The organism is Wolbachia endosymbiont of Dactylopius coccus, assembly GCF_977011065.1.
Window position 1 is genome coordinate 1,348,604 of sequence record NZ_OZ347065.1, and the last position, 12,316, is coordinate 1,360,919.

12 protein-coding genes and 1 tRNA gene are annotated in these 12,316 nt (G+C 35.0%); 8 read left to right on the plus strand and 5 right to left on the minus strand.

What is annotated here, in order from left to right; translation table 11 throughout:
• Positions 1-18: 18 nt before the first annotated feature.
• A complete protein-coding gene (locus tag ACWHVF_RS07305) occupies positions 19-192 on the minus strand; it encodes a hypothetical protein (RefSeq protein WP_179945569.1) in 174 nt (57 codons plus the stop codon).
• Between ACWHVF_RS07305 and ACWHVF_RS07310 the strand changes: the two genes are divergently transcribed.
• The 3 genes from ACWHVF_RS07310 to ACWHVF_RS07320 all read left to right on the plus strand — a co-directional run bounded on the left by ACWHVF_RS07310 (position 159) and on the right by ACWHVF_RS07320 (position 4,438).
• The gene (locus ACWHVF_RS07310; protein WP_064125047.1) at positions 159-1,502 is read left to right on the plus strand and encodes an alanine/glycine:cation symporter family protein; all 1,344 of its coding nucleotides are present in this window, start codon (positions 159-161) and stop codon (positions 1,500-1,502) included. The genes ACWHVF_RS07305 and ACWHVF_RS07310 overlap by 34 nt on opposite strands.
• Positions 1,503-1,537: 35 nt before the next feature.
• On the plus strand, positions 1,538-1,696 hold the full coding sequence (locus ACWHVF_RS07315; RefSeq protein ID WP_156488190.1) for a hypothetical protein: 159 nt from the start codon (positions 1,538-1,540) through the stop codon (positions 1,694-1,696).
• 144 nt (positions 1,697-1,840) lie between these two features.
• A complete protein-coding gene (locus ACWHVF_RS07320) occupies positions 1,841-4,438 on the plus strand; it encodes a hypothetical protein (RefSeq protein WP_447933290.1) in 2,598 nt (865 codons plus the stop codon).
• Positions 4,439-4,702: 264 nt separating this feature from the next.
• Here ACWHVF_RS07320 and ACWHVF_RS07325 read toward each other — a convergent pair whose 3' ends face one another.
• Together ACWHVF_RS07325 and ACWHVF_RS07330 are read right to left on the minus strand one after the other, a co-directional pair.
• Positions 4,703-5,110 (minus strand): hypothetical protein, encoded by a 408-nt coding sequence (locus tag ACWHVF_RS07325; RefSeq protein WP_064125029.1) that lies wholly within the window; start codon positions 5,108-5,110, stop codon positions 4,703-4,705.
• A gap of 65 nt (positions 5,111-5,175) precedes the next feature.
• Positions 5,176-5,251 (minus strand) — tRNA-His (locus ACWHVF_RS07330).
• 150 nt (positions 5,252-5,401) lie between these two features.
• On the opposite strand from ACWHVF_RS07330, the gene murJ reads away from it, so the two are divergent.
• The 4 genes from murJ to ACWHVF_RS07350 all read left to right on the plus strand — a co-directional run bounded on the left by murJ (position 5,402) and on the right by ACWHVF_RS07350 (position 9,932).
• Positions 5,402-6,898, plus strand: a complete 1,497-nt coding sequence (gene murJ, locus ACWHVF_RS07335; protein WP_064125028.1) for a murein biosynthesis integral membrane protein MurJ — start codon at positions 5,402-5,404, stop codon at positions 6,896-6,898.
• Positions 6,891-7,175: a hypothetical protein gene (locus ACWHVF_RS07340; RefSeq protein ID WP_064125027.1), complete on the plus strand. Its 285-nt coding sequence runs from the start codon at positions 6,891-6,893 to the stop codon at positions 7,173-7,175. Before murJ ends, ACWHVF_RS07340 begins: the two co-directional genes overlap by 8 nt.
• Positions 7,172-9,715, plus strand: a complete 2,544-nt coding sequence (locus tag ACWHVF_RS07345) for an AsmA-like C-terminal region-containing protein (protein ID WP_064125026.1) — start codon at positions 7,172-7,174, stop codon at positions 9,713-9,715. The genes ACWHVF_RS07340 and ACWHVF_RS07345 overlap by 4 nt, the downstream gene beginning before the upstream one ends.
• Positions 9,716-9,809: 94 nt before the next feature.
• The gene (locus ACWHVF_RS07350; RefSeq protein ID WP_259348718.1) at positions 9,810-9,932 is read left to right on the plus strand and encodes a hypothetical protein; all 123 of its coding nucleotides are present in this window, start codon (positions 9,810-9,812) and stop codon (positions 9,930-9,932) included.
• Here the strand turns inward: ACWHVF_RS07350 and ACWHVF_RS07355 are convergent.
• Positions 9,929-10,054, minus strand: coding sequence for a hypothetical protein (locus tag ACWHVF_RS07355; RefSeq protein ID WP_447933291.1), 126 nt, complete (start codon positions 10,052-10,054; stop codon positions 9,929-9,931). The two genes, ACWHVF_RS07350 and ACWHVF_RS07355, sit on opposite strands and share 4 nt — an antisense overlap.
• Before the next feature lie 194 nt (positions 10,055-10,248).
• Positions 10,249-11,442: a phage portal protein gene (locus tag ACWHVF_RS07360; RefSeq protein ID WP_064125025.1), complete on the minus strand. Its 1,194-nt coding sequence runs from the start codon at positions 11,440-11,442 to the stop codon at positions 10,249-10,251.
• A 159-nt stretch (positions 11,443-11,601) separates the two neighbouring features.
• Here ACWHVF_RS07360 and lipB point away from each other — a divergent pair, with 159 nt between their 5' ends.
• Positions 11,602-12,219 carry a lipoyl(octanoyl) transferase LipB gene (gene lipB / locus ACWHVF_RS07365; RefSeq protein WP_064125024.1) on the plus strand — a complete coding sequence of 206 codons (618 nt, stop codon included), beginning with the start codon at positions 11,602-11,604 and terminating at the stop codon, positions 12,217-12,219.
• Positions 12,220-12,316: the final 97 nt, after the last annotated feature.

The window sequence follows — 12,316 nt, forward strand, 5'->3', positions numbered from 1 at the left end:
AAAATTTAGATCCCAGTGTCACGCACTGGGATGACAAGAAAGGAGCGCTAGGATGACAGAAAGGGGTGCTAGGATGACAGGAACGAAGTCATACATAGAAAATAGGTAGGTATTTTCAATTTTTGTTGTATACTCAAATAAAAATCTCACTTTTACAGATGGATACAGTAAAGTTTGTTTTATTACTGCCAACAATATTACTCATGCTAGTTGCTGGTGTTTACCTATCGATTAAACTAAAATGGCTACAGGTATTTAGATTACCATACGCCCTTTCACTCCTTGGAGCTAAAAAAGGAGAAAATAAATTTTCTTCTATAGCCGCTCTGTTTACAATTTTAGGGGGAAATTTAGGAGTAGGAAATATTTCAGGAACTGCTGTTGCTCTAAAAACCGGAGGACCGGGCTCCATTTTATGGATGGCGATAATTATTGTTATCACTTCTGTGATAAAATACGTTACTTGTTATCTAAGTATAAAAACCAGAAAGGAAAAGAACGGACGGTTTATAGGTGGCCCTGTAGCCTATATGGCTGATGCATTTAACTCTAGAAAAGCTACAATTGTGTTTCTAGTTGTTATGATGATGGTTTCAATAACAGTTGGTAACCTTGTTCAGGTAAATTCTCTATCAATACCACTTAATATGATAGATGTGCCTGTAGTTGTTGGTGGCATTGTAATGGCCATAATATTTTTTGTTGTTGCAGCTCTCAGCTTAAAAAAAATTAAAATTTTTATATCGGCTATGATACCGATAATGACGGTAAGTTATCTCACACTTTGCGGTATCATATTATTTAAGTTTAGTGAAAATATCCCTCCTTCTCTAAAATTAATAAGAAGCAATTTTTTGACAGCTAGTAGCTTTAACTCTGGTTTATCCCTAGGTTTGATTTTAGAAATGTTGACTATTATTCAAGTCGGAACTTTGCGAGGTATTTTTGCAACAGATATAGGGCTTGGCCTCGAAGGAATCGTACATTCTTCAATTGTTCCTAAGAAAAATAATAATAAATTTATTATTGAGCAGAGTCTAATTACAATAATATCGCCTTTTATAGTTGCATTTATAGTGTTTATTACAACAATGGTACTGCTTGTCACAGATTCTTGGATTACTGATTTAGAGAGCACTAACATGTGCATATTTGCTTTTAGAAAAGCTATGAATTGGCCCTATATTGACTATTTAATCATGGCCATAATGTTTTGCTTTGCCTTTACTACTATCTTTACTTGGTTTTTTTGTTCAAAACAAACAATACGCTATTTGTCTATGAATAATAAATATACTAAAATCTGGATTGTAATTTTTACCTTGATTATTCCGCTTGGTGCAATAGGTAAAGTTCAATTTCTATGGGATGTTGCTGATATCTCGATTGCTGCTTTGTTATTTATCAACATACTCGCTATACTCAAGCTAACTTCTAAAGATCCAGAAGTGTTTACTATGAGTAGCAGATATTTGAAGTTGCAAAAACAGAGCTATAGCTAAAGCAATTTAGGCTATGCAGCTGTTGTGATATAAGAGTGATTTCCGCCAAGAAGGATGTCATCCCAGTGTCCAGACACTGGGATCCAGGAATCTTGATTGGCACTAAGTTAGTGAGCATAAAAGTAGCTAATCTTATGTTAAAACACAACATTTTTGATGGGGTTCGTGAAAGGCTGGATTCCAGACTGGAATGACAACTTAAATCGTTTGATGTTACCATAAAATAGCTTGTGTCATCACATTAGTAACAGAACCTTCCTTAATAAAAATTCAACCAATGCTTGTGATAATTATATTAGCTAGTATTAGCTAGGCAGAGGGTTATTAGTGAGGGGTATATGAACACTAACGATACACAACAAGAACACATTTATAATGAGCGCATTCAAGAAATTTTTCCTTTATTTGATAAAATAAAAAAGGAAGACGACCCAATTTATAATGCTAGAGTTGATTTTAACACAGTAAAGTTTTTAACAAAACACGCCAACTGGAATTGGGACGAAGAAGAAAACAAAGATAAAGCATATGGAGTTATTCTTCAGAAATGCGACAAGACAAAGAAAGCTGGACAAGAGCTTGAAAGTGAAGTTAAAGAAAGGTTGAAAGAGTATGTTGATGATGTTGCAGGAGTTTCAATATACGGTAATCACGCAAGTATTACGCTGGGAGATGACAAAAAAGAGTTTAAAATCAGCGAATTTTTAAACAGTGATTTTTGTCAGAAGAATGGAATCTCGGGGTTTTCAACATTGCATAGCGATGGAAAGAGCGGAATGCATGGTTTTGTTGCCGAGGAAGGAGGGAAAAAAATAAGACATTATGTCGTAACTGATGGTTCATATGAAATGACGCTAAATTGGTATGTGAATGGAGAAAAGTGTACTATTAAAGTCAATATTGATAAAGAAGGTGTAAACCTTATTGAACCTAACAGTGTTACGGAGCAATTAAAGAAGCAATTAGAAGTAAACAAAGACGTAAAAATAGGTGGTTTATTCTTGCATGAAATAAAATTCAGGGAAAAAGGAAAAGTGAATGAGGTGCAACATGACGGAAAAGACAATCAAGTCCTTAACAAATCATCTGAAATCGCAATAAAAAGTAACAGTAGAGATATTGAGCAAGAGATCAAAAAACCTGTTCAAAAACACCAAGCTACTCATATGAATCGAGAAATTGGGTCTCAGACCCCTCCGCTGCCGCCACTTAGAACTAGTTCACTTCCACCTAAAGAAAATGTTGTCAATGAGCAAGGGAGGAATGCCTCTGCCAAGCCTGTGAGCCAAGATGGTGGGCAAAGAGATAAACAGAATAATCCAACACCTAATAATCAGCAAAAAGGTGCAACTTCTGATCCTTCGGACAGTTCTACTTTCACCAAGTCTGTAAGCCACAATCAAGATAATAGGCAAAAAGATGAACGTTATGACAATCCTACATTTGGACATGCTGTACCTGGAAGCCAAAAACCAGATAGAAGTGAGCAAACACCTAATAATCAGCAACAACCTAAAACCCAGCAACAAGAAGGAAATAACAAAGGCGATCTATTACAAGACATCAGAAATTTCAAGAGAAACAGCTTACGGCGCACTGGTGTTGATGATAAGAAAGTATCAATAGACCGCAGTAGAGAAAATGATAGTTTAACAGATATGAAAGCAGTAGTAGTTCCAGAAAGCTCTCGCAGGAGTGGACAAGAGTCTGAAGAAGAAAGGTTAAATTACCAAAACACACGTGAAGCATTAGAAAGTTGGAAGGAAAAACGGCTAAAGAAATACGGAATTAACGAAGATGTTAAAGAGACTAGTTTTAATACACCAGAGAAAATTCAGTCTGAATTGCAAAAAGACGATTTAGCAGATGTAAAAACAGTAGAAGGTCCAACTGTTAGTGTCTCTGCTTCAACACCAAATAGTATAAGTGATTCAGGCTATATATCTCCAACTAATGGTGATAGTAAATCTCAAACAGATTTAAAACAGGTAGGAAGGAAATTAGAAGAACATATTAATCTAACTCCATTTGAAGAACTTAAAAATACATTAGGTCAAGAAAATCTCGGGTTAAAACCGGCTGATCAGAGTCAGATTAGCGAAGAAACTAAAAAACGCTTGAGAGAAGTCGGGTTGCTAAAAGACAGCTCAACAGATGTAAAAACAAATGATTCGGGCTATTCATCTCCAACTCATGCCAATCATGGACAATCTCAAGTAAATCCTGGACAGTTAAAAGCGAGCCTAATGAATGTTGAACAAAGAGATGACACTCTACTTACGGAATTTACCAGTAAGTTGGATAAAGAAACTCAGAAGTTCCCACTAAAACCGGTGGATCAGAAAGAAATGAGCGAACAAACCAAAGAACATTTATTAGCAGCAGGATTGCTAAAAGACAGCTCAACAGATGTAAAAACAAATGATTCGGGCTATTCATCTCCAACTCACACTGACCACAGTAAATCTCAAACAAATTTTGGGCAATTAGAGGAGAAATTAAAAGAATATGTTAAACAAAGTGATCTAACTCCACTTAAGGAGCTTGCACAAAGATTAAATCAAAAGAACTATGGGTTAAAACAAATCAACCCTGAAACACGTTATGTTAGTCCACAAACTAAAAAACACCTAATAGAAGCTGGACTGCTAAAAGACAATTCAACAGACATAAAAACAGTGGCAGAACAAGAAAACAATGACACTAACTCAATTGTAGATAAAAATAGTAATCTATATAAATTACTAGAGAAAGATGAAGCACAACTGAAAATTGGAGTAATAGAAGAAGAAAGAAAAGATACTTTAACGGAACACACTGATAGTTATGATCGCAATAGAATTGCATTAGGTAACAGAAATAAAAGGCCACTGGATTGGGCTAAACGTATTGCTGAGTCACAAGAAAAAGATACTAATAAAAGTATTTTAATGTAAATTGAGGTTGGGGAATGTTCAAAAAAGCATACGCATCAAGTTAAGGCCCAATATAGCACCATTCTAATACAATGTTGAACATTTTTTTTGCATTTTGAATTCTATGGTATTTTGTTTAACATTGAAGCAAGAGTCCAGGCACTGCCTTTGTGTTTGAGGCAAAACCGGCTATAACACTTAACACACTACCCTTGCAAACAAATGTTCGTACAGCTATATGCTGCACACTAGAATAACAGAAAGCAGAAACCTTACTTAATTGGTTTAAAGTGATTCGTACCCCTTCTCTTTTGAAGAAAAGTGCTCAACTATAGGAGAAATAATATATTCATTCACTTTTTCAGCAGCAAATATCCCTGCAATTGGCGCTATTACGCCTATTGCTGCACCTACTAAAGCTGCAGAGCCCATTCCAAGCATTGCACCAGGAAAAATAGCAGTTGCGGCTGCAGCAAGGCCAACTCCAATTGCAGCGCTTGCAACGCATAAAATGGCCATCTTGAAAAGATCTTTCTTGGAGCATCCTTCTCCGCATATATTACATGCAATGAGTAATATTATAGGAACGGCAGCAATAATTCCACCTATAACCAAAGGTGACAAACCTGTGAGTGCACCTATTACTGATGCTGCACCGCAGAGCATTAATAAAAATTTAGTTTCGTCATCCATATACTCTCCCTAATTAATTGATATATTACCATTTGTTCATATCTCCGTCAAGCAGAAAATTTTAGTGGGGCGAGCGACCAGGATTGAACTGGCGACATTCAGTACCACAAACTGACGCTCTACCAACTGAGCTACGCCCGCCAAGATATAAAATATCTAACATACGAGCGCAAATAGTCAATTGATTATTTAACTCTCCTTTTGCAGAGGGTTTTAAGTTTAGCCAATAAATATTTTCATTGATACTTTTACTATTATAGTTAATTGTATTGGTACTAATGAAGTAGCGGTATGTTTAAAAGTATTTTCACATTTAGTTTTTTTACGGCTATTTCAAGGATCTCAGGGTTAATAAGAGATGTATTGATTGCTACAGTTATTGGTGCAACCTCTCTTGCAGACATATTCTTTTCTTCATTTCGCTTTGCTAATTTATTTCGATCGTTTTTTGCAGAGGGAGCATTTACTACCTCATTCATACCGTTATACTCAGCAGAATCACATGATAATAAAAAGGCATTTAACTTTGCAAGTAGCGTTATATCTATCACATTTATTATTCTGGTAGTTTTTTGTCTTATTATGCAAATTTCCTTGCCTTATATGATTCAAATATTTACTCCTGGCTTTGATCAAAGCAAGTTTGCTCTTACCGTTACGCTTTCAAGAATTATGCTGCCTTACATAATTTTTAGCTCAATTGCAGCACTAATTGGTGGAATGCTTCAAGTAAAGCAACACTTTGTTTCAACAGCTATTGCACCAATTATTTTGAACCTCTGTTTGATAATCAGTTTATTTATACCGTATATCGCAACTCCAGAATATAATCTTTCTATAGCTGTGTTGGTTGGAGGGGCCTTGCAGTTATTGCTGATGCTATTTAGCGCGCAGAAATTAAACACGCTTTTTTCTTTTAGTTTAGAATTGAGTGACAAAGTAAGGCTTTTTTTTAAACGTGTGGTACCCTCGATTATAAACCACTGTTTTATACAAATAAGTGTATGGATTGACACAATCATGGCGAGTTTTATACCAAATGCGGTGTCTTATATATATTATGCTGATAGACTAAATCAATTACCACAGGGAGTGATTGGCGTTGCGATTGGTACAGTGCTTCTTCCTTTAATTTCAAAGCAGATGAATGATACTGAAAATATAGTCAAAATACAGAACAAGGCTCTCAACATAGGATTAATGTTAATTATGCCAACAACTGCTGCCTTTATCATTATTCCCGACATAATTTTACTTACGCTTTTTTCTTACGGCCGGTTTGATCATTATGCAGTGCAGCAAACTGTTCCCACTTTAATAGCATTTTCTTTTTCTTTACCTGCATTCATTATAAATAAAGTATTGCTACCCACATTTTTTGCTAAAGGCAATCTGAAAATACCAACTATGTTTTCACTAATGTGCCTTGGAATTAATGTAGTGCTAAACCTTTTGTTAATGAACAAATATCAGCATACGGGAATTGCTATCGCTACTTCCGTTTCCACTTGGATAAACTCCATTCTATTAATTAGTTATTTAACAATAAATAAAATGTATAAGGTTAGCCAAGCGTTATTGTTAAATGTCATGAAAATTTTTGTAGCAACGGTAGTCATGTCAATAGCCCTTTATATTTTTAATTCTTTGTTGGCAGGATTATTTTTTGATAAAATGTTGGCTCGTATTGTTTATTTAACGACTTTAATAGCTTTGAGTGTTATTGTTTATTTTGGTACTCTTTACCTAACTTTTAGAGGAAGTTTGAATAATTTGAAATATGTATAAACTAGATCTTTTGCTAAAGGAACAGCAAATAATGTCATCCCAGTACTTGACACTGGGATCCAGATATAAAAATATTTGCAAATTATGCAATAGACAACAGATTCTAGGAGCATACGCTGAAATAATGCCCATGATGAAAATAAGATGGATCCCAGTGTCAAGCACTGGGATGACAGGAATAGGTGCTGGGATGACACCTATCTTATTGGAAATCACTCTTATACTACAACTTCTGTGCAGTAAGCACTGGAATGACATCATGATAGGTCTACTATGAAACTTTCTTTATATGCCATATTATCAATCTTGCTGCTACTCATTCTCATGCACGTTGCTGCAACTTTTAAGGATTGGAGTGGCTACAGGAAATATATCATAAAAGAGCTGGAGAGGACGTATGATGCTAAAGTGCATATTGGAGGGAAAGTTGAAGTTTCACTCATTACTCCAAAGCTCACTATTCATAATGTATATATACAATACAACGAAAATAAAGAGCAAAAGCTATCAGATTTAATTAGTGTAAGAAAAATTGAAATAAGGCCATCGTTCCTATCGTTGCTTTTATTCTCGTTGCAACCAAAGTCAATCAAATTGTTTGGCATGAAAAGCAATAAAGAAAATTTAATTAATATTATAAATACAAAAGCCAGTGGTAACACAGTCGATATAGTAATAAAAGACAGCCAAGTAAGTTTTAAGAATGATTTTGCTAATTATAGCAGCATTGTTAATATAAAGGAAGTTGCTGTAAAAAAAAATAGGCAATTCTCTGGTAAAGTAAAGGTAGGTGATAATAATTACGATTTTTCAGGAAAGGTTAATATCACAAAAAAGAATGCATACATTAGTGTTGAATCAAATTTTGTAAATTTGCTATTTACAGGTAATAGAAATCAAGAAGAACTCCAGGGTAATTTAACACTAACGATTAATAATAGTTCCGGTTCTGTGAGTAATTTAGCAAAAATCATTAATCTTAGCTTTCTCCCTTGTGTTATTCCTAGCGAAAATATCAAGATATCATCCAATATAAGTCTTAACGAAAGTGAGTTTACGGTAACTGACTTAAAAATTGATTCCAAAAGCATGCAAGCCAGTGGTACAATACAAAACGATAGAAAAAGCGATCACACTAATCTCAATATTAGCTTCAGTAAAGTTGATTTAGATTTCATGCAAGATGATTTACAAAAAACAATGAATATGAAGGATCTTCTGGAATGTTTTAGAGCAGTTGTGCCAAAGAACTTGAGCTTAAATTTTAATATGGAAGCTTCTAACATTCAATATCAAAACAAAATATTGGACAATTTCCGTGCTGTACTAAAATCCACTGATGGCAAAGTAAAAGTTAATACGCTTCTTAAATTTCCTGGAATCAATAATATATCTTACTTATCAGGAGAGGTCTCAAACAATAATGTCCTATCTGAATTCAACGGTGATTTGTTAGTAGAAGGAAATGGTTTTGAGTCATTCATTTCATGTTTTTTCCCTTCTATAAAGATGAAAGAAAACCAGAAAAATCAATTTACACTAAGTTCTAAACTGCACCTTGCACCAAGAATATTATCTATCTCAGACATTAGACTGCTAAATAATAAGGAATCCTTGCAAGGGTCAATTAGAGTAAGCCATACAAAAAAACACAATGTGGTCAATGGTGAATTTAGCATGCATAATCTTGATGCAGATAAATATGATCATTCATTATTTAGCAGTTTACCTAAAATGCAATGGCTGAAAAATTTTCAGTATGATGCAAATATAAAGGCCCGTGTTAATAACCTTACATTGAATGATACGAAAATTAAAAATTTGGATTTTTTGCTGAAAATGGAAAAAGGTAAGCTAGTTGCAGATAAAATAAAACTATCTGGAGAAGATTTCGATATTACCGGTAATGCAAAAATATTAGCAGATCAAAAATACGCCAAACCTTTATTAGATGTTAACCTTACGGGCAGTAAATTTAATGGAAAAATTATTACATTACCAAATTTAGTAGAGACGAAAAGAAATGAGATAGATCAAATTCAATGGTCAACAAAGCAGCTTGATTTTTTGGATGATAAAGAAGGCTTTGATGCAAATGTGCGAATCAATACTGCAGAATTTAAAACCGAGCATAATGTTTTGAAAGATTTTAATTTGGATGCGGTAATAAGAAACAACACTATCACTATCAGGCAGGCAAGTTACGTATTAGAACGCGGGCAAGTGTTTTTTCAGGGTTATTTAAGATCAGACTCAATAAATACAAGGTTTTCTATTGTAAATTTGGACACTAAAAAGATTGGTAAGGTTATAGGAATTGACAATGTAAATGGTCAGGTAAGCTTAAATGGTGAAATCAAAACTCAAGGAAAAAGTTTTCATGATTGGGCTAGTAACTTATCAGGAGATGTAAACTTACAAGCGCAAGGAATAGAAGTTACTAATGTAGATTTCAATTCATTTATCACTAATTTGTTAAGCAGTAAGAATAAGTCTGAAATTTCCATATTTGCTTATGTTGATATATATAATGGCAGTACATTTTTTGAAAATATTAGCGGAAAAGCAAGTATTAAGAGTGGCATATGTTCAACTAGTTTACAATTCGGGATTGATCAAGCATCAGGGTCGATCTCTTCTAATTTAACCTTATCTAACTTCACTTTAAATTCTATATTCAGGTTCTTTTTCATACCACCAAATTATAGTAATCCAATCTATATCGATATGCATTTGGATGGCCCTATTTGGCGTCCTAAGATGAGTTTTGATGTAGACCAAATCTTCATCGCTCTGGTTGGCAAGAAAAATAGTTAATTTACTTAGGTGTACGGTTTAGGGAACAATAGGCTTTTTGCATTACCTCCTGTCATCCAAGTAGCGTGACATACAACTGTACGAACATTGCAATATGGACATAGTAAACGATGTCATGAAAGTAGCTGACACTGGTTTCCATCCAAGAGCCAGTGCTTCTTTCTTGTCATCCCAGTGCCTCTTTCTTGTCATCCCAGTGCTTGACACTGGGATCTAGGAATTTTGATTGAGCACTAAGTTGGTAAGCATAAAAGTGCTATACAACGTTCTTGATGAGATTACGGCAAGGCTGGATCCCAGTGTCAAGCACTGGGATGACACCATTTGTTGTAAACTCACTTTTACTCTATGGTCTTGCCGCTATCCTGAACAGATACAAATTATTGCTTGCAAATAGGTGCAATTTTTACATTGTGAAATTAAGGAATGAGATTCCAGCGTTACACGCTGCCAAAGAGTGGGCTACCGGTTTTTCATATAAACAATGGTTATACAAGAAGTCTATTATTATACTTACATTGTATATAAAAATTTTAATCCAGCTTATCCCCACCCGGCAGCGGTGGCAAGCCAAATGCTTCCCTTTTTTCATTGAGTGTCATAAAGCTTGCATTTTCTACGTATTTCCACAACTTTTGTCTCTTTTCCATGAGAATTTCTATTGCATCTTTGTCATACGACAAGCACAGATCTTCACCAAATCTTGGTATCAGCCAAGAATTCAGGTGACAGATAATATTTTCTAGCGTTGGTAAAACCGTCTGCTCCCAGAGGGATAAGCGTGCTTCGACTAAATTGCTATAAGTGTTATCACCCGGTATGCCAAGCAACTGCGGCGGGACGCCAAAAGCCAGGGCAATATCACGAGCTGAACTGTGTTTGGACTCAATAAAATCCATATCTCTTGGCGATAGGCTCATCTCCTTCCACTCCAAGCCTCCTTCAAGTAATATCGGTCTTCCAGCATTAACAGGACCTGAATAATGATCATTTATCTGCGCTTTTAAGCGTTGGTACTGCTCTTGACTTAAACTTCCACCACTCCCGTCCTTCGCTGATTTCATAACTATTGCACCACTTGGTCTTGCTCCATTTTGTAGCATAGCTTGATTCCAAGCACCCGCCTGATTATGTTGATCTATACTGTATGCAGCTGCCTCAATTGGTGATAATCCATACCAATCATTCAAAGGGTTAAAGGTCTTTAGGTGCAACACTGCTGAACGTCCGGTTAGTTTATCAACTTTAAAGTCATAACCGTTGTTATTTATGGTATAACGATAGATATAAGGAACGTTATTTCTCCCTGGAACAATTTCAACCCTATCAGGGCGCAGAAGATAAAGCTCTGTTGGTGGTTTTCTATTGTTCTGCGACTCAACCATCAATATATAAGAATTGCCGTTAACTAACCGATAAGTTACAATCCCCTCAATAAATTCCGATTTTGATGTCATTGGATTAGGAGAATAAAGTAATTTCAGTAATGGATGAACTTTTAATTGTGATTTTCCCTGATCAGTAAGCCGGCAGAGAGTAAAAGGTACCGAAGATGCAGCACTTGCAATCATATTGATTGCTCGAAAGGCAATAACATTTTTTATGTAACCTTCCTCAGCAAAACTTACATAATCACGCTTACTCCAACTTGGTTCCATCATTAGTTGCAAAGCAGAATATTTAGTAAATACTGCACTTTTTTTTCTTTGAAAAATATTGAAATTCATATGTGCCTCATGAAAGATGTTTAAAAGTTAAAAGTGTTTTAGATTCTGTAGTTAAACTAAGACATAGATCCCAGTGTCAAGCACTGGGATGACGGAAGGAAAGCACTTGGATGACAGGAAAAGAACGCACTGCTATACTAAAAAGAAAAGAAATAGAACATGACAGAATGGCTAATATCTAATCAGCTTATTGATTATAACTATGCTGTAAAATTCATGGAAGAAAAAATTCAACAAATTTACAATAATTCAGCAGACGAATTGGTATGGCTACTCCAGCACCCTCCACTTTATACTGCAGGAATCAGTTCAACAGCTGATGATATTGTTGAAAAACTATTTCCTATATATAAAACAGGCAGGGGTGGCAAATACACATATCATGGGCCAGGACAACGTGTTATATATTTAATGTTAAACCTTAAAAAAAGAAATAAATGCGACATAAAGCTATATATTAGAGACCTAAGTAAATGGATAATAAATGTTTTAAAGCAATTTAATATACTTGGAGAATTTAAAGAGGATAGAATAGGTGTTTGGGTGAATAACAATGGAGTAGAAAAAAAAATTGCAGCTTTTGGTATTCGCTTAAGAAAATGGGTAACTTATCATGGCATAGCGCTTAACGTCTTTCCAGATCTCTCTCACTATAAGGGTATTATTCCTTGTGGACTGCAAGGTTATGGCGTTACATCAATGGAAGAATTAGGAGTTAAAGTTCTACTTTCTGAACTCGATGATATACTAAAAAAAGAGTTTTATAAGATATTTTAATGATCATTTACCTTTTATATTTTATTTTCACTTTATGTGCTAACACACAACTGTACGAACGTTGTAGTTTGGGAGCAATTCCCACCAGTGAGGTGTC